Genomic DNA, 26,499 nt, shown 5'->3' on the forward strand with positions numbered 1-26,499 from the left:
CTGCGATCGATCGCCGCTTGTCCATTGATTAATCGATGTAACTCTCACATTAGGGATGAGTCAGCAAGGATACGGGCCATAAGATCCCATAGAAGTTTTAAGAAAACATAAGATTAATGTTAAATCTTGTTCATGGATACAATGTTTTCTCTGTCCTGGACCTCTAACTTTTAGGAGCAAGCCCGCCGCATGATTCCCGATCATCCTTCCACCTCGACATCCGAAGTCCCCTTTCTAGCCATCCCTGCTGACCCCGACCCTGGAGCTGAGTCCTGTGACCAGCAAGTAGATAAACCGGAAGAAGCCTGTGGAGTTTTTGGGGTTTATGCCCCCGAGGAAGATGTTGCGAAGCTGACTTATTTTGGGCTCTATGCGCTCCAGCATCGAGGTCAGGAATCTGCAGGGATTGCAACCTTTGCAGGTGATGAAATTTCTTTGCATAAGGAAATGGGGCTGGTATCCCAGGTTTTCAATGAGTCCGTGCTAGCAAAGTTGAAAGGGACGATTGCGATCGGCCATACCCGCTATTCCACTACAGGGTCCAGCCGGGTGGTGAATGCTCAACCTGCCGTTGTTTCCACCCGCTTGGGTTCTCTGGCGTTAGCCCATAATGGCAATCTGGTTAATGCAGCGAAGTTACGGGAAGAGTTGCTGGAGCGTAACCATACCCTCCTGACTACCACTGATTCAGAGTTAATTGCCTTTGCGATTTCGGAAGCAGTCAACAGTGGCAAAGATTGGCTGGAAGGGGCCATTACCGCTTTTCACCGTTGTGAGGGGGCCTTTAGCCTGGTCATTGGTACTCAGATCGGGGTGATGGGGGTGCGGGATTCCCATGGGATTCGTCCTCTGGTTATAGGGACCTTGCCAGCCAGTAAAGCTGGAGTGCCCATCCGCTATGTCCTGGCTTCTGAAACCTGTGCCCTGGATATTATTGGGGCTGATTATCTGCGGGATGTCGAGCCAGGGGAGTTGGTCTGGATTACGGAGGAAGGGTTGGCCTCCTTTCATTGGACCCACAAACCCCAGCAAAAGCTTTGCATTTTTGAAATGATTTACTTTGCTCGACCTGATAGCATCATGCACCACGAAAGCCTGTATAGCTATCGGATCCGGATCGGGCAACGGTTGGCGGAAGAGGCTCCAGTCACAGCAGATTTGGTCATTCCTGTGCCTGATTCGGGTGTTCCGGCAGCGATCGGCTATTCCCAGGCTTCTGGTATTCCCTACGGGGAAGGGCTAATTAAAAATCGCTATGTCGGTCGTACCTTTATTCAGCCAACCCAGGCGATGCGGGAATCTGGGATTCGGATGAAACTAAATCCCCTACGAGATGTGCTGGTCGGCAAGCGTGTCATTATTGTGGATGACTCGATCGTGCGGGGAACCACCAGTCGCAAGATTGTGAAAGCGTTGCGAGATGCAGGGGCAACCGAGGTTCACATGCGAATTTCTTCTCCTCCCGTGACCCACCCCTGTTTTTATGGGATCGATACAGACAGCCAGAATCAGCTCATTGCAGCGACTAAATCCGTGGCTGAAATTACGGAACAAATCGGCGTAGATAGCCTTGCCTATCTGAGTTGGGAGGGCATGTTACTCGCGACCCGAGAAGAACCAGGGCAATTTTGCTCAGCCTGCTTTACCGGCGACTATCCCATCCCCATCCCTGACCCGGTCAAACGGACCAAACTGGCTCTAGAGAAAGTCCCCACCTAATTTCATGACATCCTGCTGCATGTAAAGACGCGATTAATCGCGTCTTTACATATGTGCGTCTTTACAGCCCTCTGTCCCCATCTGCATAGGCCCCAGGTAACGGATCAGGTAGGGGGAAAACACTTCGTAAATCAGGGTCAGGGGTTGCCGGTGATGCCAGAACAGGTAATGGCGACCCCAGAAAGGCCCTGGATATCCAAAAGCGGCCTCCAAGGCAGCAGAGTGGCCGTAGCAGAGGCCCTGCACATCCCGATACAGTTCCGTTCGTAGGCGGGCCAGACTGGCCCAAATCGGCAAAGATCGATTTTGCAGGTATTCGTCCACATGGCTGGCTTCCCACCAGGAGGTGGCATAGGCAAGCCGCTCACCGGAGGGCGTCCGCAACCAGACTTGCCGCCGAATCCGTGGCCCTGGAACAGCCAAAATCGAATCCGGAGCCCGATCGGAATCCATCCCGATCGGAGACATATCAATCACGTCTACCTCCGTTGGCTGGCCTGTGAGGAGTTGAAGATGGCGGGTGGGAGACCCATCCCCCAAAAGCAACATCTGCCAGGCGGGTGCCATCTGAGTATGGGGCAACCCGGCCTGAACAATCGGCTCATCCCCCTGCCAGAGGGGCTCTAGGGCATGCCAGGTCGCAGCTGGACGGAGCCTAAGCGTAGATCCGAGAGTTGAAGTCAATGTTCTTTACAAAACTTTTCAATGCCCATTATAGCGACTTCGCCAGGATGGAGTACAGCACCCTGGTCTCAACTCTGGCTCAAGTGTTCAGGGCCAAACTCATTTCAGGGATAGCTGGAACATCTTGGGCGGCAAAAGCCACCCAAGCCCCCAGGGAAAACTGTCTTTTTGGGGCAGTTCATATGCGGATGGCGAGACTCGAACTCGCAAGGCAAAGCCACACGCCCCTCAAACGTGCGCGTATACCAATTCCGCCACATCCGCAGGTCTCTTTAGATTGTATATAAAAACGGTAATCAGCGTAGAATCAATTCTGATGTGAATGGTAGTTCTGTCTATCTGCCGTAGAAAAGATGCGTTTTTCGAAGATCTTAATTGCGAACCGAGGGGAAATTGCACTGCGAATTTTGCGTACCTGTGCCGAAATGGGGATTACGACAGTTGCAGTACATTCTACGGTCGATCGCCACGCCCTCCATGTTCAACTCGCTGACGAAGCCGTCTGTATTGGGGATGCTCCCAGTAGCAAGAGTTACCTAAACATTCCCAATATTATTGCTGCTGCCCTGACCCGAAATGCAACGGCTATCCATCCCGGCTATGGTTTTCTGGCCGAGAATGCCCGCTTTGCCGAGATTTGTGCCGATCATAAAATTGCCTTTATAGGTCCGACCGCTGAAGCTATTCGGGCCATGGGGGATAAATCCACAGCCAAAGAAACAGCTCAACGGGCGGGGGTTCCCACTGTTCCTGGGAGTGATGGACTGCTGACCGATGAACAGGAAGCCCTCAAGATTGCCCATCAGATTGGCTACCCTGTCATGATTAAGGCAACCGCCGGGGGCGGAGGCCGGGGGATGCGTTTGGTGCGGGAAGAGGCGGATCTGGTGAAACTATTCCTGGCTGCCCAGGGGGAAGCCGAAGCTGCCTTTGGTAATCCCGGCGTTTATCTGGAAAAGTTTGTCGAACGTCCCCGCCATATTGAATTTCAGATCCTAGCCGATAGTTACGGGAATGTGATCCACCTGGGAGAGCGAGACTGTTCCATTCAGCGCCGCCATCAGAAGTTGCTTGAAGAAGCCCCCAGCCCTGCATTAAGCCCAGAATTGCGAGAAAAGATGGGATCTGCAGCAGTTCGGGTCGCTAAATATATCAATTACGTGGGAGCTGGGACGATTGAATTTCTCCTGGACCAATCTGGCCAGTTTTATTTCATGGAAATGAACACCCGGATTCAGGTAGAACATCCCGTCACAGAAATGATCACGGGGATAGATCTGATTGCTGAACAAATTCGGGTGGCCCAGGGGGAACGCCTGCAGGTAACCCAGGAGGAAGTTCTCTTCAGGGGCCATGCGATCGAATGCCGGGTCAATGCAGAGGACCCGGAGTACAATTTCCGCCCCAGTCCGGGGCGCATCAGTGGCTACCTCCCGCCCGGTGGTCCGGGTGTTCGGGTTGATTCCCACGTTTACACCGATTACGAAATCCCCCCTTACTATGACTCCCTGATCGGTAAGCTGATTGTCTGGGGTCACGATCGGCCCACTGCCATCAAGCGATTGCAGCGAGCCCTCCGGGAGTTCGCTATCACCGGCTTACCCACCACGATCGGCTTCCACCAGCGCGTTCTGGAGACCCCGGAATTTCAGGCGGGTGAAGTCTACACCAACTTTGTGGAGCAACTGATGCGGAAGTAGTTTAGAACAGGATTCTCAACAACCCCTGCTGGCCTAACAGAATTTCTCTGGCAAAACTGAAGAGGCCCACCCAGAGAATCGGGGTGATATCGACGCCGCCGATCGGAGAGACAATTTTTCGAGAGGGGGCCAAAAATGGTTCGGTGGGCCAGACGATTAGGCTGACTGGAAAGCGGTTCAGCTCCACCTGGGGATACCAGGTTAAAACGATTCGAAAAATGAACAGGAAGATCATCAAGCCTAATAGGGGGCCAATAATCCAGGTAGCAAGGTCAATAGCAGTCATGGGCCGTTAAAATTTCTAAACTTTAGTGGATTTCTATGTTTCAATTCTACAAGGGTTTTCAGGAGTACAAATCATGGAATCCAGCCTGGAATTGAGAAGCTCCCTCCGATCGACTGCCCCCCACCTCCGGAAATCGATGGTCCCTAAAATCGGCTTTTCAAGGGTGTACCGAACCACTAAAATGAGAAAAAATGAACCATTGTAAATAAGGCAAAAAATTTATGACTCCTTCCCTAACGAACTTTTTGCTCAGCCTGGTTGCTGGTGCTTTGGTGGTGGTCGTTCCGGCTACTATTGGTTTGCTGTTTATCAGTCAGAAAGATAAAGTTACCCGCCGCTCCTAAGTCTTCTCCTATTCGTGCCTGTTCCGGACAGACCTCAGTAAAGCCAGGAAAAGCCGCAGGCTTTCACCTGTCCTGCTCATTTACTGAGGTTTTGTCGTAGGAGGCGAAATCCTTACAGAGAGTCCGGTGAGCTAAAACTCTCTGAGTTGCAGTAACATCCGTCGCCTGACTTCTGCCAGAGCATGGCCCACAACATGGCCCACAACATGGCCCACAAGGTTGCCCACAAGGTTGCCCCCTCAGTTCACACCTTCTCAGAAGTCCCCCTGATTCAATCATCAATGTTGTGATTTAATCTGGAGATTTTCAGTTCGACTCGTTACCATAGGATTGAATTTCAGGTCACGTGCAATGATCAACCTCGGATTAAATCCAGCAAGTTTGTTAGGAATTGCCCTTGCTGTTGCGGGAGCGGGTCTTTACTTCCTACGCACCATTCGTCCAGAGCTCTCCAGGGACCACGACATTTTTTTTGCTGCCGTCGGGCTTTTGACCGGCCTGATTCTTCTGTCCCAGGGATGGCGTCTAGACCCAATTCTTCAATTTGGGCAGTTTCTCTTGGCTGGGTCTGCAGGTTTCTTTGCTTTTGAAAGCATCCGGATGCGGGGAGTCACCGCAGAGCAGGCAAAACGTAATACACCTATCATTGACGAAGATAGACCTGCCAGCCGGAATTACGAGTATCAGGCTTATGAATATCAAACTGCAGAGCTGTACGATGAGCTGAATCCAGCCGATGAGCGGCCCGTTCGGCCCCGCATCCGGGGAGCCAGAGATGCGCGCAATAGCCGAGCTGATGACTATCGTGTTGATAGCTATGGGGAGTCTGAAGGCCGGGAACGGCGGCGTACTGCCACTCGTAGCAGCGGCAGAGATCGAGGCAGTGAGCGCATGGTAGACGAGAGAGCTGCAGGGGAAAGAGCCCCAGGGGAGAGCGATCGTCCCCGTAAACGGCGGCCCCGGACTCTGGAAGATCGGCTTTCTAGCCAGGTTGAAGATCGGGATGCAGCCAGTGAAACATCGGCCCGCTCCGCTCGTAGCGAACGGAAATCAACCCGGTCTACTGATCGAGATCGTTCAGAAAGCCGAGATATCACCGATGTTGCCAGCAAACCTCGCCGGAGTCGGCCAGCTTCCAATAGTACCCGCAGCCGTTCTGGCATCGATCGGCCAGCTACCGCAGACTATGCTGACTATGAGCCGATCGAAGGGGATCAAGAGGATTGAATTCTGAATACGCTTGGGCCAACCTGGTCAACCAGGAATGCAGTAGCTACAGGACTACAGAAGCCAGGAGACAAAGTTCAGAAGAAATCTTGCAGCCTGGCTGACCGCTTCTGAGCGACACGCTGAATCAACCTAACGCAAGCCGAGCCAGGTGAAAAAATCTTGGTGGGTAAATAGTTCCATTACCAGCAGCATCAGAAAGCCGATCATGGCGAAGCGGCCATTTATCTGCTCAGCGTAAGCCGTCCAACCGAAGGCCGGTTCTGGGCGGTTGTCTGGTTCTGGTGGGTTGGGGGGAGTTGGGGTCATTGTTGCTATCCTTTCAAGAAAATTTCACCAGCATGCCCTGTATCGAGGGATAGGGCTTCACCCTCTGCGTCCATCGCTTGAACCAGCTCAATCAGGGCCTTGACGGTTTCAGTCCCCTGGGAGGGTTCGAAGCTCAAAGGAAATTTACCACGAACTAACATCCTTAACCCCAGGGGACCTAGACTGGCCAATCCCTGCAAGTCTCGAAAAGAGTTAGCCACAACCTGTAACCCAAATCGGCGCTCATCAATCCAACCCCCCTGCTTCACTAACTCGATCAGGGTTTTGCGATGACGGATGGAGCGGCTAGATTGGGCATCTTTTCGATCCAGAATTTCGCTCTTCAAATAGCCAATCTGGTCCATGGGTGCCACATCCATAGGACAGACAGCATTGCAGTAATAACAACGGGTACAACCCCAGACCCCCTGTATACCTTGATTATATTTTTCCAGCCGCGCATCCATCTGGCCATCACGGGAATCAGCCAGAACCCGAAAGGCCTTGGCTAGGGCATGGGGACCCACAAACTCAGGATTGGTTTCCCTGGCGTTGCACTCAGAATAGCAAGCCCCACAGAGAATACAGTTTCCAGTTTGGTTCAAACGATCGCGTTGGGCTGGAGTCTGAAGGAATTCCCGCTCTGGCACCCGACGGGCTGCGGTACTGACGTAGGGATCCACCGCTTTCAGATTTGTCCAAAAGCTCTGCATATCTACCACCAGATCTTTGATCACGGGCATATTGCCCATGGGCGCGATCGTAATCTCTGGAATTGTCGTAGAATTTTCCCCTTGCAGGCCAGTCACTGGTAGACGGGCCAGTTCAGACCCCACATTCTCCTTACAAGCCAGGGCAGAGCGACCATTTATCCGTACCGCACAACTGCCACAAATCGTGTTACGGCAATTTTTCCGGAACGCCAGACTCCCATCTAGTTCCCATTTAATCTGGTTTAAACAGTCCAAAATGGTGAAGCCTGGTTCAACCTCCAGCACATAGGTTTGATTCCAGGGCAAAGCATTTTGGGACTGTCGAGATATTTTGAAGGAAACTTGCATAGGAACGATTCAACTCCAAAACCAATCCTTTGTAAAAGACATAAGGGCTTCACCTTTGAGGGCAAAAAGCAGGAAAAACTCTCTTTTCTCTACCCTGCATTTTTTCACATCAGGTGCCCAATATCTGCTGTTTAGATAAGTAATTGTAATTATTCAGAAGTCAATGATAGATCAGTACCGATTTTTGAATTCAAACCTGAACATACAGGGATTGAGGGATGATCTCTGCCTCTCAATCAAAGCTTTTTGTTTAAGTATAGACATATCATTAGATGAAATTAAGGTGATCCTACCCATCATCCGAATAAAGCCGCCCATCCTGCCGTAATAATGATCTGTAAAAATCCTTTCAATATGGGAGGATCTGAGGATATATTTTTATAAAGTCAACTCTGTGATTAAGGCTTTTTTGCTGCCTTAGATATGAGTCCTTGATACTGAGGGATATTTGCAACGTTATGACAGAAACGGCGACAACTCCATTAACGGGAAAGGCCCTGCTTCAAAGAATAAAAGAACTTGCAGATGTACCTGTACGCGAAAAAGCAAAGCGTTGTGGGTATTACACTGTAGCAAAGAATAATCAAGTTCGAGTCAATGTTGCAGATTTCTACAGTGCTTTACTAGAGGCTAGGGGTATAGCTTTAAGCCCAGAAAGTTCCAAAGATGGTAGAGGCCGTGAGCCTACCTATCGAGTTAGTGTGCATAAAAACTATCAGATTGTTATTGGAGCTACCTACACTCAAGCAATGGGTCTCAAACCGGGTGACGTATTTGAGATTAAGCTAGGCTATAAGCATATCCATTTAATTCAGATGGATAGTGATAAAAATGGGGTTAAGGATTCCATTGAGGATGATGAAAATGAGTAGAAATTTTCTACTCGGTCACTTTCTTGTCCATGCAGGTATTTAATCTAGTCATCAGCTTCATTGGACAATTGCTGACGGAGACTCCAGCTTTAGCAGGGGTTTCAGTATTTTTTATATTGTGGTTAGCCCTGTGGCTGCCGATCGGGATTCCGCTGGCAGCTTTCCTCTCATGGCATCCTGGCAAACCACTGACAGTCCAGCAGAAATTACCCCTGTTAGCGTCCCTCTATCTGGTGATCCCCCTGGTCTTTTGGGTGGTTACAAAAGCACAATCCATCCCTTTTTCCGCCTACGGCTTAGCTTGGGATCGAGGAACTTTAACATCCTTGAGTTGGGGATTAGCCGTTAGTTTACTCAGTCTCATCGTGCTGTTTTCCCTGGAAAAATTGTTGGGGTGGATGCAATGGCAACCCCAGGAAACAGGTCGGTTAATTTCGGTTGCCCTGCCCATGTTTTTCCTGGCCATGTGGGTTGGGGGAACCGAGGAACTCATTTTTCGAGGTTTTTTACAGACCCACTTGCAACAGGGTTATGCTGCGGGGGTAGCCGCCGCGATCGGGAGCCTGATTTTTGCCTTTTCCCACATGCTCTGGGAGGGACGAGCCGCTGTCCCTCAACTTCCCGGCCTCTGGCTCATGGGCATGGTCCTGGTCCTGGCCCGTTGGGTGGATGCTGGGAACCTGGGGCTGGCCTGGGGGCTCCATGCCGGTTGGGTCTGGGGCATTGTTACCCTGGATACGGCTGCACTCATCACCTACCCTCCTCAAGCCCCAGCCTGGTTAACTGGCCTTGACCAGAAACCCCTAGCTGGATTCCTGGGGCTCTTGCTGATGGTGGGCACAGGTGTGGGATTGTGGGTTTGGAGATCAGCCCTCCCGTAGATCGAAGGCCAGGGTCAGAAGGGCATTGACGATCGCAACGGTTGCGGGTGAGCCTCCTTTACGACCTTCGATCCGGATCTGAGGCACAGGGGTTTCAGCCAGCAGGGCTTTGGATTCCACCACCGAGATAAAGCCAACCGGAGCCCCAATCACCAGGGCTGGTTGTACAACAGAATCCCGGAGCAAATCACAGAGCGCTATCAGAGCAGTAGGGGCATTGCCGATCGCAAAAACTGCATCCGGGTATTGCTCAAAACACCGGATCATGCCAGTTTCGGTCCGGGTTCTTCCTGGTAAGGCCGTTTCCACGCCTTCCACGGCACTGATCAAGGGATTGTTGAAGGTATGACGGACCAGCCCCACAATGCCCTGTTTGACCATCCCCACGTCCGTAATGATAGGTCGGCCCTGCCGGAGGGCCACGATCGCGCCCTCAATGGCACCAGGGCTGAATCGTATCAGGTGTTTGAAGTCGAAATCGGCCGTACTGTAAATGACACGACGGACGATGGCATATTCGGCTGGGGTAAAGGAATGATCCCCAATTTCCCGATCGACCACCGCGAAACTTTGTTCCATGATGGGATGGAGGGACAGAGACATAGGGCTACCGATTCTGAGAATTTTTGAGGGCTGCAGGAAGTCGGCTCATGCACCAGACTTAGAACTTGACCACGGGCCAGCCTTCATGACGATAGTAGCGATTCATATCGTCAAACTTGCGCAGTTCTGCCTGATGGATCAGCAACTCATGGGGCTCGTCATTCAACCATTGTTGATTCAGGTCCGTCAGGGTATGACTCAGATGACTGGCAAAGGCTTTGGATTCAGGACTGTCCTGATCCAGATCCGACGGCACATCTCCCAGGTATCCCAGGGTCACATGAGCCGTCAGGTGGTACTGCTGTTCGATCCCCAGGGCAATTAATTCGGGATTCTGGTAAATGGCCCGACGAAACTGCACAATCTCCTCATAGGAGTGCTCCTCCTTCGGAGCCAGACAAACCCCGATCGCCCGGGTCATGAGTAGAAATCCCAAAATTTGCCAGCCCATGGCATGAACCTGTCTGTCTGCCGATTCATACTGCTGAAAAATCCGAGCTGTACAATCGCACAGTTGCGCTTCAAACTCAGGCTTTTCTTGGGCATGCTGATAAGCCGTATCCCAAATCAAATCGGCCAGAGTCATGTGAAAGCTCTCTGGCGGCACTGGGATCAGCAGATTCGGCGGCAGTTTTTCCAGTAACTGTTGTTGAACCTGTTTCAGACGGCTGTAAAACGGCCCATTCTTAACTTCATCTTCCCAGGGGGGCGTGATGATGGTGTAGCCGGGAAACGGCACGGCCCTCCACGGCTCTCCTGGAGACTGGGGCTGAAATTTAGGAGATGGTTGGATGTGCTGAGCATTAGCCTGGTAAGCTTCCGGCAATGTCATCCGCACCACTCGGTTTATATAAATCTGATAATTGTCATCCAATCCAGTTGCCTCGCCCTTCGAGTCCTTAACCTATTAGATTGTAGGCAACTTCTACGCCAGCCTGATCACCATGCCCATTTATTTTTATTGGGGAGAAGACGAGTTTGCGATCGCCCAGGCCGTAAAAAAACTGCACGATCGCACATTGGACCCGGCCTGGGCCAGTTTCAACTATGACAAGATTCTCCCAGACCAGACCGATCCCGTGATCCAGGGACTCAACCAGGCCATGACCCCGCCCTTTGGCAATGGCAGTCGCCTGGTGTGGCTGGTCAACACAACCCTGGGCCAGCAATGCCCAGAGGCTGTGCTGCAAGAACTAGAACGGACCCTGCCCTACCTGCCAGAGACCTCTGTGCTGCTGCTGACCGCCCAGAACAAACCAGATGGCCGTTTGAAATCGGTCAAATTGCTGCAGAAGCAGGCTGAGATCCAGGAATTTTCTCCCATTCCTCCCTGGAAAACGGATCAACTGCTGCAGCGGGTACGACAGGTAGCACAGGAACTGGAGGTCTGCCTCACTCCTGCAGCCCTGGACCTGCTGGTCCAGGCGGTGGGCAATGAGACCCGACAACTCTACCAGGAACTGGAAAAGTTGAAACTCTACCGGGGGGGGCAGGGTCAAGCGGTGGATGAGGCCGCGATCGCAGCCCTGGTGACAACGACCACCCAGAGTAGTTTGAAGCTTGCGGAAGCGATTCGGATGGGGAATATCTCTGGAGCCCTGGAAGTAGCCTCCGATCTACTCGGTCGCAACGAATCGGCACTCCGCATTGTCAGCACCCTGATCAGCCAGTTCCGGACCTGGTTATGGGTGCGACTGCTGGTGGATAGTGGGGAAACCGATGAGCGAGCGATCGCCCATGCCGCAGAAGTGAACAATCCCAACCGGATTTACTTTCTCAAACAAGAAATTCGTGCCCTTAGCCTGAAGCAGCTTCAGCAGGCCCTATTTATCCTTCTGGAGTTAGAGGTACAGCTCAAACGAGGGGCAGATGAACTGTTGATTTTACACACGAAAGTGATAGAACTGTGCCAGGTTTGTCGTCGCAGCCCATAATTTCCCAGCAAAAGCAAGCCTGTACGTGCCAGTCCGATTTCAAGATGTAGATTGATTACAAAGTTTGTCTCCTCGCTGGAACTTAGTCCTAATAAAATAATTCAAAAAATTAGATTCCCTGGTTGTTCCACTTTTCGTCCTGTCACCTTAGTGTTATGACTACCTTCAACCCTTTTCTCCCGCAGTCTTCGACGGGAGAGCCTCTGTCTCCCAAGCCACGACGAGATTATTTTCCCGTCTGGCTACGCCTGTGTACTGTAGCCACCCTTTCGGCAACCAGTGTGGCTTTGGGGCTAATCCCCAGCCTGCCTAATTTCTCTACCCCTCTGACGTTCAGCACCCAGGCACTGGCCCAGACGGTTACGGATGCCGAGCTCAAAAGCTATGCCCGGGCGGTGCTGACGATCGAGCCCCTGCGTCAGGCTGCTTACAGTGAAATCAAAAAAATTGTCGGCTCTGGGGATATTCCGACCGTCACCTGCAACAAGAAAGATAGCCTGAACAATTTACCCAAGAGCACCCGCTCGATCGCCATCAAGTACTGCAACCGCTCTAAGAAGATTGTGGAAGAGAGTGGTTTGACGATTGCCCGGTTTAATGCCATTACCGTGAAAGTCCAGGAAGATCCCGAACTGGAGAAGCGGGTTCAGGCAGAACTGATTCGATTACAGAAGCCAACCACCACCCTCTGATGCTGACCTTAACCCGACGCGTTCCTCCCAACCCGTCTCTGGAAGTGGATTTTCTGTTGGCCCTTTCTGCCGAAGAACGGACCCACAGCCGCCTGCGCATTGAAGCCCCAGAAGGCCAGGTTGTTTTGCTGGCTCTGCCCAGAGGTACGGTGTTGCAGGATGGGGACTTGCTCGAGTCAGAAGCCGAGGGAGAGACCAGGGGATCCTACCGGGTGCGGGTGGCTGCCAAGCCAGAGCCGGTGATGACGGTCCATGCCGCAACGCCCCTGGACCTGCTCCGGGCTGCCTATCACCTGGGGAATCGCCATGTTCCCCTGGAAATCACCCCGACCTACCTCCGGTTCTCTGCCGATGCGGTTTTAAAGGCTCTGGTGGAACAGTTGGGCCTGCAGGTTCAGGAGGCGTCACTGCCCTTTTACCCGGAAATGGGAGCTTATGGGCACGGTCACTGACCCTGAAAACACCAACATTCGCCTTTGTCCGATCGGCGAGCTGGCCCTGTTGCGGCTGCTGCAACTCTCTAGCTCAGCTTTGCCCGTCGGGGCTTACAGCTATTCCGAAGGGTTAGAGCACCTGGTTCAGATCGGGGTGATTACCGATCGGTTCAGCCTGAACCATTGGCTCAGCCAGGAACTGCGTTATGGTGCGGTTCGCCTGGAAGCAGCCGCGATGCTGCGGGCGCATCGGGCGGCAAGATTAGGAGACGAGGCAGCCCTGAGCTACTGGAACGCCTGGCTATCGGCACTCCGTGAAACGGAGGAGTTACGGGAGCAAAGTAGTCAGATGGGACGAGCCCTGGCACGGTTGCTGCAGGATCTGGATTGGGACGTAGCTGCTCCACCCGGCCAGTCCCTCGCCACTTTAGGGGCAGCCTGTGGTGAGCCTTGCAATTTTGCCATTATGTTTGGCCTCGCTGCTGCCGTCTGGGAGATTGGAGAGCAGGCCGCAATTCTGGGTTATCTCCAGAGTTGGGTCAGCAATCTGGTCAGTGCGGGGGTGCGGCTGGTCCCCCTGGGGCAGACGATCGGCCAGCAGATCCTGATGGATACCCAGCCTGTCTTGCTGGAGGCTGCAGCCCAAATCCTATCCCTGGCTGATGACAACCTGGAAAGCTGTGGTTGGGGACTGGCGATCGCCAGCATGCAACATGAGACACAATACTCCCGCTTGTTTCGCAGTTAATTTATACGTTTTGCTTACTTTCTGTAATATTTCATAAACTCTCCTCATCTAAGGGAACAATGAATCAAACGAGGGGTTGGCAGGGGCGTGGGAGAAACCATAGAAATTTGATCTTTCTATGTCGTTTCATCACCAGGACTGGCGAGTCCATCCCGTCAAAACCTCTTGGAATGTTAGATTTGAGGTGGGTAGATCCGTATGGTCTTCAGCACTCCAGGGCATGAAACTGCCAGGTCAAACCATGTGAGACCACAAACCGTAGAGGCGAATCTGGTTCACGAACAGGCACCAGCTTTTTTAGAGAGCATGCCCGGTGCTTTTGTGATGCTGGATCAAGAGTTTCGGTTTATCTACCTGAATCATCCCGCAGAATTGTTGCTCCAGAGATCCCGGGGGATACTGCTGGGCAAAAAGATCCGAGAGGAATTTCCCGATTCTGCCAGCTCAACGTTTTATCATGAGTTGTATCAAGCGCAAAAACTCCAGACTAGCCGAACCTTTGAAGGCTATTACCCACCCCTGAATACCTGGCTAGCCGTTCATATCTCTCCCATCCAGGAGCAGCTCGCCATCTATTTCCAGGAAATCAGCCGCTATAAGCAAGTTGAGCGGGAGCTTCATATCCGTAATCAGGAACTCCAGGCTCTCCAAGAAATTTCAGCCATCACCCTGAATACCCAATCCCTCAGTGTTGCGTTCCAAGAGATTGTGGAAAAGATCAGTCAGGCGACTCTTTTTCCCATTGTGGCGATCGAACTCTACGATGCCGATCACCAGATGATGGTCTTTGCGGGGAGTAAGGGAGTCCGTTTACCTCCGGGAGTTGAGCTTCTGGAGGTTCCCGTCAACCAGACCCTTTCCGGCACGGTCGCCAGCACGGGCCAACTGATGGTGAAGCTCTATACACCTGGAGAGTCAAAAGTCTGTGATTCCAATGAGACCCTGAGTCAGCTTGGGATTAAGACCTTCATCTGTATCCCCATGAGCGTTAACCAGAAGGTCTTAGGGGTCTTGAGTTTGGCCCACCCAGAACCCGTCCCCCCCAGCGAACACTTTCTGGCCTGGGTCAACAGTCTTACTGGATTTATTGCCCAACTGATCGATCGCAGACAGGCCGAGATGACCCTGCGTCTCCAGACTGAGCGAGAACAAATGATCATGGCGATCGCCCAGCGCATTCGCCAATCGTTGCACCTGGAAGAAATCCTGAAGACAACGGTGGCTGAGGTCCGGCAGTTTTTACATACCGATCGGGTGATCATTCTCCGCTTTGAACCCGATTGGCGAGCCACAGTGGTTACAGAATCCGTGGCACCGGGATGGGCGTCCCTGCTGGGCCACCAAATTTTAGACACCTACTTTTTGGAAACCCAGGGGCAGGCTTACCGCCAGGGGCGAATTCAAGCCATTGCAGATATTCATACGGCGGGGTTCAGCTCTTGCTACATCGACTTTCTCGACAGTCTTAATTTGAAAGCCAAGCTGGTTGTCCCGATTCTCCAGGGAGAACAATTATGGGGCCTGTTGATTGCACATCACTGTTCCCAGACTCGGCTCTGGCAGGTCTGGGAAATTGAGCTGCTCCAGCAATTGACAACCCAATTAGAAATTGCCATTCAGCAGTCAGAACTTTATCAACGCATTCAGCGGTTTAATGAAGCTCTGGAACATCAGGTGGAGGAACGAACCGCCGAATTAAAACAGGCCCTGCAATTTGAGGCCCTGCTGAAACGGATTGCCGACAAAGTTCGAGACAGCCTGGATGAGAAGCAAATTCTTCAGACTGCCGTCCAGGAATTAGGAATGGGATTGGGTGTTCAGTGCTGTGATGCCGGGCTGTATAGTGCCAATCAAACCGTTTCAACCATTGCTTACGAATACACCAGGATCCTCAGCTCAGCCCAGGGAATGACCTTTCTGGTTGCAGAGAGTGCCGTACCCGAAATCTATCCCTATCTGTTTCAGGGGCAGACCAGCCAGTTCTGCATCACCCGCCCATACACCCTACGCCTTAATCCAAATTTGTTTGCCGTTTTGGCCTGCCCGATTGTGGGTGACCAGGGGGTGATCGGGGATCTGTGGTTGTTCAAACACTGTGAAGAAGTTTTTACAGAACAAGAGGTTCGTCTAATCCAGCAAGTGGCCAATCACTGCGCGATCGCCCTGCGCCAGGCCCGGCTATACCAGACTGCCCAGGCTCAGGTGAGAGAACTGGAACGTCTCAATCACCTCAAGGATGACTTTCTCAGTACGGTTTCCCATGAATTGCGGACTCCCATGTCCAGCATTAAGATGGCGACCCAGATGCTGGAAATTATGCTGGAAAGGATGGGATTACTCAACGCCACGAGTGGGCAACTGGTCCAGTACTTTCAGATTTTAAATAGCGAATGTAAACGGGAGATCAACCTCATCAATGACCTCCTGGATCTGGCTCGCCTGGATGCGGAATCCGAACCCCTACTCCTGAGGGAAATTGATTTATTCGTCTGGATTTCCCATATTGCCGAACCCTTTCTAGAACGAACCCGCCAACAACAGCAGCAGTTCCGGATTGATGTGGCCCCTGATTTGCCCGCTCTGATTACCGATCTACAAAGTCTGGAACGGATTCTGACTGAATTACTCCAGAATGCCTGCAAATATACACCCGCTGGATGTGAGATTACGATCGCGGCGGAGGCTATCTGGAAGTTAGAAAACCTACAGCAGCAGTCCCAGGAGTCTTCTCAGCCTGCCATGTTTGTGCTTCATCCCGCCTGTTTTCAGATCATCATCACGAATTCTGGAGTTGAGATCCCGGCTCTGGAACGCAGTCGGATTTTCGATAAGTTCTACCGCATTCCCAATAGCGATCCCTGGAAACACGGGGGGACGGGTCTGGGGCTAGCCCTGGCGAAAAAATTAGTGGAGCGGTTGCAGGGCACGATCGAGGTTCAGAGCTATAATCACCAAACCAGCTTTACGATCGTATTACCACAGCAATCTCTAGACCCTTTGAACCTGATTCAATAACCATGCCCACTCTCCGTGTTGGGGTTGCCGGTCCCGTTGGTTCCGGCAAAACAGCTCTGGTGGATGCCCTCTGTAAATCCATGCGGGATCAATACCAGCTTGCGGTTGTGACCAATGACATTTATACCCAGGAAGATTCCCAGTTTCTGGTGCGCAGTCAGGCGCTGGCGCAAGATCGGATCATTGGGGTTGAAACTGGAGGATGTCCCCATACCGCCATTCGGGAAGATGCTTCGATCAACCTGGCTGCGATCGAACAACTGGAACGCCGTTTTACCAATCTGGACCTGCTTTTTGTGGAAAGCGGCGGCGACAATCTGGCCGCCACCTTCAGTCCAGAACTGGTGGATCTGACCCTGTATGTGATTGATGTCGCAGCCGGGGACAAGATTCCCCGCAAAGGAGGGCCGGGAATTACCAAATCCTCTCTGCTGGTGATCAACAAAATTGACCTGGCTCCCTATGTTGGTGCGGATCTGGCGGTTATGGACCGGGATACCCAAAAGATGCGGGGCAGTAAACCGTTCGTGTTCACCAATTTGAAGACCCAGCAGGGACTCTCCGAGGTCGTCTCTTTTATTGAGGGGCACCTGTAGATAGACCCTGCTGTATCTCCTACGATTCGGATTAACGAGCCCGACGGGTCGTTGTTGGTTTCTGAGGGGTAATCGTGTAGGTGTCCTTGGGAGTGGTTACGCTCGTAGAGCCACCCTGGGTGGTGCTGTTGTAGGTATTACCATTCACCGTAGTCGTATTCTGGCCACTGTAGCCAGAAGTGGAATTGTAACTGCCGCTGCCACTGGTCGTTCCAGTGACCGTCTGCCCCTGGGGACCCGTGGCTGTGCCACTGCCGCTGTAGGTGGCGCTGCCCTGGCCATTGGTGGAGAATTGCCCCTGGCCACTGCCACTGCCGCCTTTGGGTCCACTATAGGACCCCTGACCATAGCCGTTGTATCCACCCTGACGGTTGGGAACCACCACCCCACTTCCGGAAGCCGCTCCACCATTAGGACCTTTCACTTCACGAGCGGTGGCAGGTAGGCTGCTGAGCCCGATCGCCAGCCCTATCAGAGCAACGGACAGCATGGATTTGTTCATAGAGTACTCCTGGTGATGAAAGTGGAAAAAGGTCGAGATTAAATTCGATACAGGGCCTGCACCTCGGCCAGAGGAAGATGCCATTGGGTTTCTGGATGCCAACGATCGACATCAAAATGCGAGGCCAGTCCCCGCTGATATGCCTGCCCGAGGCGTGTCCAGATTATTGCTGCAGACAGTTCCGCTTGATGCCGTAGTAAATGTAGAATGCCTAATCCCAGCAGAATATGGGCAGGGTGGAACTTGGCCCCTAGCAGGAATGCCTGCACTTCGGCTTCCCCGATCGGGTCCGTGCTATACCCGGTCAACACATGTACAGCATCATGGAGCTGTTTCCGCCGGGGTCCCGTCGTAAAGGGAGCCAATTGGGCCTGGTCCAGCCCATCCGCTAGGGTGCGGCCCAGGGTGCCGGGGGGCAGGTGTCGCAGAGCGTCCAGATCGGCAATGGGCGGAACATTGAGGCCCAGTTGGTCACCGATGCGATCGACCGTATCCAGAAACTTCGGAATCAATCTGCCATCGGGTGCGGTAGGCATGAACCAATTAACCATGGAAAAACCTCAAACGAATGTTTGATCTCAGGGAGACGATCGTGCCTGTGATCAGGGTGACTAATTGGCGCTTCATGGTGTGTATCCTTAACGCGGTTAAGCCTATCGTAGGTTTTGGCCCCCTGACTTTACATGAGGCAGTTGTCCCGAAGGCAGCGGGACAATTGTCCTGAAAGTCGTTATCAGAAGCGAGGCATGCAACGCCTGTACAGTAGGGGTATAAATTCGAATCAATCTAGTTTGAATGCTGCCTTGATTAGCCATGCCCGCCATCATCCCCTACGCTTTCTGGTCTATCTGGAATGGATTCTGCTGTTGACGATCGCCCTCAGCGAGATGACTCCCTTCTTCGTTTATCAGTTGCCTCGGTTTTCCTGGCTGAACTGGCTGGGCTTGGGCCTGTTTGCCCTGATGGGCCTGAGGATTCCCCGTTCCGGACTGTCTAAGGGTCTGTATACTGGCCTGGAAATTTTGCTGATTCTGTTGGTGTCCCTGGTTGGGGGTATCCGGCTGTATCTCTTGCTGTACATTGTGCTGGTGATTCGTAGTTGTTTCATGTTCCGGCAATGCACAGGCTTATTGGTGACGGGAATTGCTTTCCTGTTGTCTGTTCTGACTCAGACCTATCGGTTTCAGCACCTGACCTTGCCGATGGTTCCGGTGGATTCCGGATGGCTCAGAATCATCTGGTTCAGCAGTCTGCTTTTAGCTGGTCTGGTGCTATTTTTCTTGCAGTTTCTGGCTAACGCGGTGCTATTGGAAAAGCAGAGTCGGGAACAACTGGCGATCGCAAATGAAAAGCTGCGTCAGTATGCCCTGCAGGTGGAAACCCTGGCCACGGTGCAGGAACGCAACCGGATTGCCCGGGAGATTCACGATTCCCTGGGCCATTCCCTGACGGCGTTCAATCTGCATCTGGAGGCCGCCCTGCGCCTGTGGCAATCCCAGCCCGATGAGGCCCAGCAACTCCTGCTGGCAGCCAGACAGTTGGGCACAGCAGCGTTGCGGGATGTGCGGCAGTCGGTGGCCACTCTGCGATCGGACCCCCTGCAGAACCAGTCCCTAGAGGCGGCGATCGCCGCCTTGGCCAAGGATTTTGAGCGCACGATCGGGCTCCTGCCCCAGGTGCAACTGCAGATTACTCGGCCTCTATCGCCGCCCCTCAGAGTGGCCGTTTACCGCATCATTCAGGAAGCTTTGACGAACATCTGTAAGTACGCCGCCGCAACACAGGTGAGGATTTTGGTCGAAACCACGACCCATCTCACTGTCCTGATTGAAGACAATGGAAAAGGCTTTGATCCCAACCAGAACACCACAGGCTTTGGTTTGCAGGGAATGGGAGAGCGGACCCTGGCCCTATCAGGTACATTTGAGATTAGAACGGCTCCTGGGGCCGGATGCTGCATTATGGCTGTTTTCCCCCTGGAGGAGTTGCCCTGAGGATCATTTATGACCATTCGATTGCTGCTCGTGGATGATCAGAGCCTGGTGCGCCAGGGGCTGAAGGCCCTGCTGAAACTGGATCAGGGGCTGGAGGTGGTGGGGGAAGCCGGAGATGGGCAGGCGGCGATCGTCCTGGTCGAAACCCTGCAGCCCGATGTGGTCCTGATGGATATTCGGATGCCGGGAATGGATGGGGTGGCTGCCACCCGTGCCATCTGTCAAAAATTTCCCACTGCCAGAGTATTGATCCTGACAACTTTTGACGATGAGGTCTATGTGACTCAAGCGCTCCAGTATGGAGCCTCAGGCTACCTCCTCAAGGACACGCCCTTGGAAGAACTGGCCCAGGCCATTCGCTTTGCCCACAAGGGATACACCCAATTGGGTCCGGGGCTGGCCCCCAAGGCGATCACCCAACCCCAGACTCCAGCCCCCACCGAGCCACCAGGATGGGAGGAGCTAACCCCTCGAGAACAGGACATTGTGCGCCTGATTGCCCAGGGAGCCAGCAACCGGGAAATTGGTCAGGCCCTGTTCATCGCGGAAAAAACGGTCAGGAATCACATCACCCATATCCTGAGCCAGTTAAACCTGCGCGATCGCACCCAACTGGCAATTCTGGTTTGCAAAAATCTGTGGAATTAGAATGAGAGCTTTTGGAATAGTTCAGTTACCGGCAGCTTAAATCCGGGAATTACCTCTTCACCGTCTAGGGTATCGACAGATTTGAGCAGACGATCGGGTTCTTCGGCAGAACGATAGACCAGTACGTAATGTTCTCCAGGGTGAATGACCCACCCCAAACGAGTTTCATTCTCGAAGTATTCAACGAGTTTGTCATGAATCTCCTCAACGGTGTTGCCGGGAGACAGCACTTCAACGGCGAGATCAGGCGCACCGTTTAGAAAGCCTGTGGGTAGTTCGGTGATCCCTTGCAGCCGTTCTTTGGAAAAAAAGGCAATATCGGGGGAACGTTTGTTGCCACTTTTCATCTTGAAGGCAGTGCTGGAGTCTAAGACAACTCCTAGCTTTTGGGTACGAATATATCCTCCAAGCAAAATCATCAATGTACTGCAAACATAACCGTGCAATGCCCCTGAGTTTCCCACGGCAATGAGTTCTCCATCCACAATTTCGTAGCGATATCCGTCTTCTGGAAGTGCCATGAATGCTTCATCTGTCCAGACTTTTCTCTCAGACATATTGGTTGATGAGTCTGTTGTTACTGGCTGTATCCCTGTAGACATCAGTTATCTCCTTAGGAATGAGAATTAAATAACACCGATAAACTCCTGATTGCCCTCACCCCCCTGCCCCCTCTCCCGCTGGGAGAGGGGGAGGGGTTGGGGGTTGGGGGTGAGGGCTGAAAATTTCGGAGTTATTAAATCCACGATCCTTAGCCAAAAACCCTATGAGAACCCAGGACGATCGAAGCCTCCGCATCTAGAGCAAGCAGACTGTCTTACCCGCAAACGGCTGGAAAATCCCCATCAGACAGCGGAAGGAAACACCCATCCGCTTTTGCCAGAGTAACAGGTGTTCTCCCTATTGAACCCATAGCCATGATGCACCGTTCTTCTATTCTTGCCCTTAGTTTAATGATTGGGGGCACTATTCACCCTGTTCTGGCCCAAACCCAGCGCTATCCTACGCCCCAGGAATTGGAAAGTCTCATCACACCCCTGCAAAGCCGGATCGCAACCGTGCAGAACAGTCGTCCCTATCGGAATCAGCGCACCACAGCCGAAAAGCAACGGCTGGCCACCCTGGTTAAAGCCTGGTCAACCCTGGATCCAGCCGTCGCTCCCTTTTTAGGAGAATGGCGGGCGATCGAGGAAACCAAGAGTATCTATCCATCTCGCACCAGGGGGCGCGTCTGTATTGTTCAACATGAACTTCCCGCATCCATCAGAGACAATGGCTTGTCTCTCTCCTTCGGCACGATCGCCAATGGTCAGATTCAGACGGAAGCCTTCTCCATTCTGGTGCGCCAGGGCGATTTTCTGGGGGCAGCCTTTGTCCAGAATAACCATCCCTATCTGTACGAGTATGGCAACCGGGGACCATTAAAAGCTTCTGTAGATCAACAAATCCGCGATCGATTCAACCAGGCCGGTTGTCTGACCGGTTTGCCCAAATAGCCTGTTCTGGCATACAGTCCAGCCAGCTCATGGGATAAACTATGACAGATGAGCCATTGCATCAGCTTATGTCCGCCTCCGATCGGATCGAAGACCAGTTAGCTCGCCTGACCGAAGGGTTAGTGGAGATGCGTCAGTCCATTGAACTGTCTCGTCAGAAGACGGAAGCGGATCATGCTGCCTTCATGGCAGAGCTGCAGCAACTCAAGGAACTGGGTGAAACGACCCGGCAACTGGCTGAAGTCGCCAGACAACAGGCTCAGACTGCCGATCGGTTGTTCAGCATGATTGAACGGCAGGAAGCCCGCTTCGAACGCTGGCTGGAACAGCGCCAGAACTGATCCAGATATGCCGGTCAGGGTTTCCAGAAGACGATCGTGGGATTGATGGGCTGCAACTGGGTTCCCGGATAGTAGAAGCTGAGGATCTGGCGGCTGGTATAGCCCAGTTCCCCTAACCGATAGGAGCCCGTCTGGCTCAGGCCGACCCCGTGGCCCATCCCCCCACCGACAAAGCGGTATCCTTTCAGAATCTTGGTGCCTGGTTCATACATCGGGTCCAGGTAAAACAGGGTACTGGTCGGTGGATAAAGAGCATTCAGGATATTGTCCTTCTCAATTTCCACCACCCCCACATCGGTTGTGACGGCCACCTTCAGCACGCGCCCAAAGGGCGATCGCTGCACCACCTGAATCTTCTGAACCGCATTCAGTTTGGCATAGGGACTCTTGATACTGGTCAGATACTTCTGGAGATCGCGGGTCAGGTCCGGCAGGGTGCTGGCACTGTTCCAGCGAAAGCGGTCCCAGCCATCCTCATTGAACCCTTTACGACGACTGAGAAACACACGCAGATTTTTCTCATCCATCAGACTGTAGCGGGACAAATCCCAAACATTACTGACGGAATCAACCACAGCTTTGAGATAGGGGCGGTTGGGGCCATTCCAGACATCGGCAAAAGGGGCAGTAATTCCCCCGGTTGTGGAGGAGTAGAGCGCATCCACCAGTTCATTGTTGTAGGTCAGTACCAGACCTTTGGTGGCCGCGATCGCCCGATCCGTCTTGGGTTGGGCTCCCTGCAACCCCCAGTAGACCTGGCATTGGGTATCGGCACAGAGCTGATACTGATCGATCTGGAAACGACGCAGGTTGCGCAGGGCATAGGTGCGGGCGAGGATCGCCTGGGCTTCGATCGTGGCTGGGGGAGCTGCCAAGCCAATTTCATGGGGAACCACGCCCCGCAGATAGGTTTCGATCGGCACCTGGTTGACCAGGGTGTAAGTCCCATAGGCATTGGGTTGCACCCGCAAAGGCCCCAGATAAGTCCGAGTTACTTTCTCCTCAGCCGTTTCCTGCTTCACCCGAATGATATTGTTGGCAGACTTAATGTCCAGTTCATTTCGATTGTAGCGATAGCCATTCACCACCCAAGACACCCAGGGAATTTGCCGGATTTCCTTCGCTTCCAGTTGGGCCTGCACCCCCTGAGACTCCAGGCTTTGCAGCAGTAACCGGCGCAGCAGGGGAGTATTGTAGGTTTCCCGTTTGGCCCAGACTTGCCAGCGTTGGGGCTGGGCTACTTCGACCTCAATCCCTTTGGCCCGCCAGCGATTCGCATCATCCTCAGCACTTTCAAAGCTGCGGTGGGTACTGAAAATAATTCGTTCTTCTAACACAGGAGCGGCTACGGGTTGATACGCCATCTCCAGTTTCAGGCTAGTTGCCGTGAGGGTTTTGGTTTGTTTGTTGCCATCCTGGAAGCGCAGGGTCAACCGATCGCCCGGTAGGGGTTCCAGGGTGAGCTTATCTGTGGGCTGGGTCCCGAATCGCTGCACCACCCCGACCTGCAGCACCGGTTCAGCTTGGGCCAGAACCGTACCCGTCAGGTTGGATAATCCCACCACCCCAAAGGTTGTCAGAATAGCCGTGGCCAGACCATAGGGCCGCAAGACTGTGCGCCCGATCGCAATGAAAGTATTGTTCCGTAGTCGCCAAAGATCGTTCACAACTCATCCAATCTGTAACCCTCTGATTCAGAAGATAGCATCTTGGGATTGCTTTCGCCTGATCGTTGCCACCTCAAAGATGTGAGAGATATGATGTAGCCGATTTTGCATTCTCATTACATCTACTGACGTGGAATCAACCCCAAAACCAGTGAAAATACGGAGCCAATGGATGATTCGCCTGGTCCTACTGGTTGTAATTGCTGCAGGAGGCTGGTTGACTTTCCGGGGATTGCATTCCTCAGGCCAGCCAGAAGTAGAAGCTCAGGTACAAACTGTACAGCGGGGAGATGTGATTGTTCCCCTGCCCTTGAGTGGCTTGGTCGAATTGGAGAATCAGCAACCCCTGAAAGTTCGAGATAATGCCGTTGTTGAAGCTGTACTGGTCAAGGTGGGCGATCGGGTACAAGCGGGTCAGGAACTGATCATCCTGCGGGATCTGGAGCGACAGACGAAGCTGGCTGAAACGGATCTGAAATTGCAAAAGCAGGCGATCGACTTGCAGGCCAGTCAGGCCAAAGTCACCGCAGCCCAAGGCAAGCTGGCTGATCTCCAGCTTGAGTTACGAGAACGGGAAATTGAAGTCACAGCCAAACGACAGGAAATTGTCCGAACTCGGGAGAAACTGGCTGGCGTTGAGAAGCGGTTTCAAAATGATCAGAAGCTATTGGATAAAGGCTATATCGCTGCCAATGAGCTGGAAAGTACCCGAGATGAATTGCGGTCTGTCCAGGCAGAGATCCAGCGGGCTCAAACTGATCTGACGGCCAGCCGACTCCGACAACAGCAGAAACAGCAAGAACTGGAGCGCACCAGTCGCGAATTTCAGGAGCAAACTTCCGATGCCCAACTGAATGCCCAGAAAGCAGAACTGGAATTGCGGTCTGCCGAGCTAGAACGAGGCAATGTGGTGCGCGAGCTGCAGAAGAGTATCATCATTGCCCCCACAGAGGGCATAGTCCTGGATGTGCAGGTCAAAAAAGGGGATGTTGTCAAGGAAGCGGAGGATGAACTGCTGACCCTGGGCGATCCCGATCGGGAAATCGTTAAATTGGGGCTATCGACGCTGGAAGCCCGCCGGGTGAAACGTGGACAAGCCGCCAATATCAGTGTGATTGGTCCGGATGCCAGGATTTATCAGGGTCGGGTGGAAACCATTGCCCGCATTGCCCGCGCAGGCAGTCAGCAGGGTAGCAGTGGACCAGGGGAAGGAGGACAGAACAAAGTGACTGCGATCGTGCGCCTGAATCGTCCTTCCCGACAGCTAATTCCAGGCAGTACTGTCAGTGTCGAAATCATTCTGTCAGAGCGACGCAATGTGGTCAAGCTAGGACTGGACGCGATTCAGCGACAGGAAGGGAAGTCCTTTGTCTGGGTATTGGATCACCAGGGCAAGGTTCAGCAGCGTCCAGTTGTTCTGGGTCTGGAGGGGGAAACGGAGGTTGAGATCACGAGGGGTTTGCAGGCCGGTGAAAAGGTTGCGATCGTCAGTGGAGAGAGCTCTTTAAAACCAGGGATGCGGGTTAAGTCTTCCCAGGAGCAGCCATGAGTCTGGCCCCCCTGGACCTTCTGCGCCTCTGTTATCTCTCCTTGCGAGGCAATCTATTGCGATCGGGGCTGACGACTCTGGGAGTGTTTATGGGAGTGGCTGCCGTGAATGCCACCCTGCAGGTTAGAACCATCAGTTATGCCGTGATTGAAAGGCAACTGGCCCAGCAGATTGCACCCCAGGTGGGGATTTATCTTTACTCGGAATTCTATGGCAGCTCCCTGAAACTCGAGGATCTCCAGTACTTAAAACAGAGATTGAAGGGAGCCAGGGCCTTGAGTGCTGTGGCCTCGATCAACTATGGCTCTGTGGTTTATCAGGATCGGGAAGTGAAGGGAATTTCTGCCGAGGGGGTTTCTCAGGATTTCCTGCTCACCTCTGGACAGAAGATCCTGAAAGGCAAGTTCTTTAGCCAGACGGATTACGACTACTACCGTTCTGTGGCGGTGATCAATGAGTTTACGGCGAAGGAGCTGTTCCAGGCGCAAAATCCGATCGGTCAGCGGGTGTTTATTGCCGGACAACCTTTCACGGTGATCGGTGTGGTTGATACCAAAGTCTGGCGGAAAGGCGCAAAACCGGAAGGAGGGTTCTGGTTGCCCATCACCTTACGGAACGCCCTGACGAACTCAACCGGAATCGACACGATTCAGGTGCGGCCCTGGAAATTGGAGGATATCGAATCTCTTCAAGAGACCGTAGAGAAGCAACTGCTCCAGCGTTATCCCGGCTCTCAAGCCTACACCTTCAACAATGTCAGGGAAATTCTAGCCCAACGAAAAACCCTGGAATTGACTTCGCGGGCGTTGCTAGTGGTCGGCATGATTGCGCTGTTAATTGGCGGAGTGGGGATTGCCAATATTGCGGTGGCAGCGGTGATTGAACGAACACCAGAAATTGGTCTGCGACGGGCGATCGGAGCTACCCAGCGAGAGATTATGCTGCAGTTCATCCTGGAGGCAGTCATGCTCAGCCTGATTGGTGGGGTAGCTGCGATCGTCACTATCCATGGGCTGACAGTTTTTGTGGCCAAACAGTTTGATCTGCCCTATCAGTTCGATGCAGAAACCGCAGCACTGGCCCTGGGATCAGCATTGGCTGTGGGAATAGGGGCCGTGTTCGTGCCAGCCGTGCAGGCCAGCCGGTTGGACCCCGTTCAGGCATTGCGATCGGATTAAACAGATCCAACAACAGGTG

General features: G+C 52.9%; 28 protein-coding genes and 1 tRNA gene. 18 read left to right on the top strand and 11 right to left on the bottom strand.

Going from position 1 to position 26,499, the window contains the following annotated elements; translation table 11 throughout:
- Nucleotides 1–189: 189 nt before the first annotated feature.
- Nucleotides 190–1,719, top strand: coding sequence for an amidophosphoribosyltransferase (gene purF, locus BST81_RS24600; RefSeq protein ID WP_083637071.1), 1,530 nt, complete (start codon nt 190–192; stop codon nt 1,717–1,719).
- A 45-nt stretch (nt 1,720–1,764) separates the two neighbouring features.
- On the opposite strand, the gene BST81_RS24605 is transcribed toward purF, so the two are convergent.
- On the bottom strand, nt 1,765–2,403 hold the full coding sequence (locus tag BST81_RS24605) for a chorismate lyase (protein ID WP_075601164.1): 639 nt from the start codon (nt 2,401–2,403) through the stop codon (nt 1,765–1,767).
- A gap of 183 nt (nt 2,404–2,586) precedes the next feature.
- Nucleotides 2,587–2,667: transfer RNA gene (locus BST81_RS24610), tRNA-Leu, on the bottom strand.
- A gap of 89 nt (nt 2,668–2,756) precedes the next feature.
- Here BST81_RS24610 and accC point away from each other — a divergent pair.
- Nucleotides 2,757–4,103: an acetyl-CoA carboxylase biotin carboxylase subunit gene (gene accC / locus BST81_RS24615; RefSeq protein ID WP_075601165.1), complete on the top strand. Its 1,347-nt coding sequence runs from the start codon at nt 2,757–2,759 to the stop codon at nt 4,101–4,103.
- A 1-nt stretch (nt 4,104) separates the two neighbouring features.
- Here the strand turns inward: accC and BST81_RS24620 are convergent, their stop codons facing one another.
- Nucleotides 4,105–4,389, bottom strand: a complete 285-nt coding sequence (locus BST81_RS24620) for a YggT family protein (RefSeq protein WP_075601166.1) — start codon at nt 4,387–4,389, stop codon at nt 4,105–4,107.
- Between the two features lie 221 nt (nt 4,390–4,610).
- On the opposite strand from BST81_RS24620, the gene BST81_RS24625 reads away from it, so the two are divergent.
- Complete coding sequence (locus BST81_RS24625) at nt 4,611–4,733, top strand: photosystem II reaction center X protein (RefSeq protein ID WP_075601167.1); 123 nt, start codon at nt 4,611–4,613, stop codon at nt 4,731–4,733.
- Between the two features lie 351 nt (nt 4,734–5,084).
- Nucleotides 5,085–5,960 carry a Ycf66 family protein gene (locus BST81_RS24630; protein ID WP_075601168.1) on the top strand — a complete coding sequence of 292 codons (876 nt, stop codon included), beginning with the start codon at nt 5,085–5,087 and terminating at the stop codon, nt 5,958–5,960.
- A gap of 132 nt (nt 5,961–6,092) precedes the next feature.
- On the opposite strand, the gene BST81_RS24635 is transcribed toward BST81_RS24630, so the two are convergent.
- Both BST81_RS24635 and BST81_RS24640 read right to left on the bottom strand, forming a co-directional pair.
- Nucleotides 6,093–6,269 (bottom strand): chlorophyll a/b-binding protein, encoded by a 177-nt coding sequence (locus BST81_RS24635; protein WP_171974845.1) that lies wholly within the window; start codon nt 6,267–6,269, stop codon nt 6,093–6,095.
- A 5-nt stretch (nt 6,270–6,274) separates the two neighbouring features.
- A complete protein-coding gene (locus BST81_RS24640) occupies nt 6,275–7,330 on the bottom strand; it encodes a succinate dehydrogenase/fumarate reductase iron-sulfur subunit (protein ID WP_075601170.1) in 1,056 nt (351 codons plus the stop codon).
- 458 nt (nt 7,331–7,788) lie between these two features.
- Here BST81_RS24640 and BST81_RS24645 point away from each other — a divergent pair, with 458 nt between their 5' ends.
- Both BST81_RS24645 and BST81_RS24650 read left to right on the top strand, forming a co-directional pair.
- Nucleotides 7,789–8,202 carry an AbrB family transcriptional regulator gene (locus BST81_RS24645; RefSeq protein WP_075601171.1) on the top strand — a complete coding sequence of 138 codons (414 nt, stop codon included), beginning with the start codon at nt 7,789–7,791 and terminating at the stop codon, nt 8,200–8,202.
- 29 nt (nt 8,203–8,231) lie between these two features.
- The gene (locus BST81_RS24650; protein WP_075601172.1) at nt 8,232–9,083 is read left to right on the top strand and encodes a type II CAAX endopeptidase family protein; all 852 of its coding nucleotides are present in this window, start codon (nt 8,232–8,234) and stop codon (nt 9,081–9,083) included.
- Here BST81_RS24650 and BST81_RS24655 read toward each other — a convergent pair.
- Both BST81_RS24655 and BST81_RS24660 read right to left on the bottom strand, forming a co-directional pair.
- Nucleotides 9,069–9,686: a cobalt-precorrin-8X methylmutase gene (locus BST81_RS24655; protein ID WP_075601173.1), complete on the bottom strand. Its 618-nt coding sequence runs from the start codon at nt 9,684–9,686 to the stop codon at nt 9,069–9,071. The two genes, BST81_RS24650 and BST81_RS24655, sit on opposite strands and share 15 nt — an antisense overlap.
- 58 nt (nt 9,687–9,744) lie before the next feature.
- Complete coding sequence (locus BST81_RS24660; RefSeq protein ID WP_253188480.1) at nt 9,745–10,518, bottom strand: DUF1868 domain-containing protein; 774 nt, start codon at nt 10,516–10,518, stop codon at nt 9,745–9,747.
- A gap of 112 nt (nt 10,519–10,630) precedes the next feature.
- Between BST81_RS24660 and holA the strand changes: the two genes are divergently transcribed.
- From holA to ureG, 6 genes are all read left to right on the top strand, one after another.
- A complete protein-coding gene (gene holA / locus BST81_RS24665) occupies nt 10,631–11,620 on the top strand; it encodes a DNA polymerase III subunit delta (protein ID WP_075601175.1) in 990 nt (329 codons plus the stop codon).
- 155 nt (nt 11,621–11,775) lie between these two features.
- On the top strand, nt 11,776–12,312 hold the full coding sequence (locus BST81_RS24670; RefSeq protein WP_083637072.1) for a DUF4168 domain-containing protein: 537 nt from the start codon (nt 11,776–11,778) through the stop codon (nt 12,310–12,312).
- Nucleotides 12,312–12,764, top strand: a complete 453-nt coding sequence (ureE, locus tag BST81_RS24675; protein ID WP_075601176.1) for an urease accessory protein UreE — start codon at nt 12,312–12,314, stop codon at nt 12,762–12,764. Before BST81_RS24670 ends, ureE begins: the two co-directional genes overlap by 1 nt.
- A complete protein-coding gene (locus BST81_RS24680) occupies nt 12,748–13,494 on the top strand; it encodes an urease accessory protein UreF (RefSeq protein WP_075601177.1) in 747 nt (248 codons plus the stop codon). Before ureE ends, BST81_RS24680 begins: the two co-directional genes overlap by 17 nt.
- Nucleotides 13,495–13,737: 243 nt before the next feature.
- On the top strand, nt 13,738–16,509 hold the full coding sequence (locus BST81_RS24685) for a GAF domain-containing protein (protein ID WP_171974846.1): 2,772 nt from the start codon (nt 13,738–13,740) through the stop codon (nt 16,507–16,509).
- 2 nt (nt 16,510–16,511) lie between these two features.
- Complete coding sequence (gene ureG, locus BST81_RS24690) at nt 16,512–17,105, top strand: urease accessory protein UreG (protein ID WP_075601178.1); 594 nt, start codon at nt 16,512–16,514, stop codon at nt 17,103–17,105.
- 31 nt (nt 17,106–17,136) lie between these two features.
- On the opposite strand, the gene BST81_RS24695 is transcribed toward ureG, so the two are convergent.
- Entirely contained in the window at nt 17,137–17,607 is a 471-nt protein-coding gene (locus BST81_RS24695) for a hypothetical protein (protein WP_075601179.1), read from the bottom strand.
- A gap of 38 nt (nt 17,608–17,645) precedes the next feature.
- Nucleotides 17,646–18,158, bottom strand: coding sequence for a hypothetical protein (locus tag BST81_RS24700; protein ID WP_075601180.1), 513 nt, complete (start codon nt 18,156–18,158; stop codon nt 17,646–17,648).
- A 240-nt stretch (nt 18,159–18,398) separates the two neighbouring features.
- Between BST81_RS24700 and BST81_RS24705 the strand changes: the two genes are divergently transcribed.
- Together BST81_RS24705 and BST81_RS24710 are read left to right on the top strand one after the other, a co-directional pair.
- Nucleotides 18,399–19,601 carry a sensor histidine kinase gene (locus tag BST81_RS24705; RefSeq protein ID WP_075601212.1) on the top strand — a complete coding sequence of 401 codons (1,203 nt, stop codon included), beginning with the start codon at nt 18,399–18,401 and terminating at the stop codon, nt 19,599–19,601.
- Nucleotides 19,602–19,610: 9 nt separating this feature from the next.
- Nucleotides 19,611–20,249 carry a response regulator transcription factor gene (locus BST81_RS24710; RefSeq protein WP_075601181.1) on the top strand — a complete coding sequence of 213 codons (639 nt, stop codon included), beginning with the start codon at nt 19,611–19,613 and terminating at the stop codon, nt 20,247–20,249.
- On the opposite strand, the gene BST81_RS24715 is transcribed toward BST81_RS24710, so the two are convergent.
- On the bottom strand, nt 20,246–20,806 hold the full coding sequence (locus tag BST81_RS24715; RefSeq protein WP_075601182.1) for a Uma2 family endonuclease: 561 nt from the start codon (nt 20,804–20,806) through the stop codon (nt 20,246–20,248). The genes BST81_RS24710 and BST81_RS24715 overlap by 4 nt on opposite strands.
- A gap of 360 nt (nt 20,807–21,166) precedes the next feature.
- On the opposite strand from BST81_RS24715, the gene BST81_RS24720 reads away from it, so the two are divergent.
- Both BST81_RS24720 and BST81_RS24725 read left to right on the top strand, forming a co-directional pair.
- Nucleotides 21,167–21,745, top strand: coding sequence for a hypothetical protein (locus BST81_RS24720; RefSeq protein ID WP_143780488.1), 579 nt, complete (start codon nt 21,167–21,169; stop codon nt 21,743–21,745).
- Between the two features lie 41 nt (nt 21,746–21,786).
- Nucleotides 21,787–22,086: a hypothetical protein gene (locus BST81_RS24725; RefSeq protein WP_143780489.1), complete on the top strand. Its 300-nt coding sequence runs from the start codon at nt 21,787–21,789 to the stop codon at nt 22,084–22,086.
- 14 nt (nt 22,087–22,100) lie between these two features.
- Here BST81_RS24725 and BST81_RS24730 read toward each other — a convergent pair whose 3' ends face one another.
- Nucleotides 22,101–23,753, bottom strand: a complete 1,653-nt coding sequence (locus BST81_RS24730) for a SpoIID/LytB domain-containing protein (RefSeq protein WP_216351450.1) — start codon at nt 23,751–23,753, stop codon at nt 22,101–22,103.
- A gap of 172 nt (nt 23,754–23,925) precedes the next feature.
- Here BST81_RS24730 and BST81_RS24735 point away from each other — a divergent pair, with 172 nt between their 5' ends.
- Both BST81_RS24735 and BST81_RS24740 read left to right on the top strand, forming a co-directional pair.
- Nucleotides 23,926–25,302, top strand: a complete 1,377-nt coding sequence (locus BST81_RS24735; protein ID WP_075601185.1) for an efflux RND transporter periplasmic adaptor subunit — start codon at nt 23,926–23,928, stop codon at nt 25,300–25,302.
- On the top strand, nt 25,299–26,480 hold the full coding sequence (locus BST81_RS24740) for an ABC transporter permease (protein ID WP_075601186.1): 1,182 nt from the start codon (nt 25,299–25,301) through the stop codon (nt 26,478–26,480). Before BST81_RS24735 ends, BST81_RS24740 begins: the two co-directional genes overlap by 4 nt.
- Nucleotides 26,481–26,499: the final 19 nt, after the last annotated feature.

Source organism: Leptolyngbya sp. 'hensonii' (assembly GCF_001939115.1).
Lineage (GTDB): Bacteria > Cyanobacteriota > Cyanobacteriia.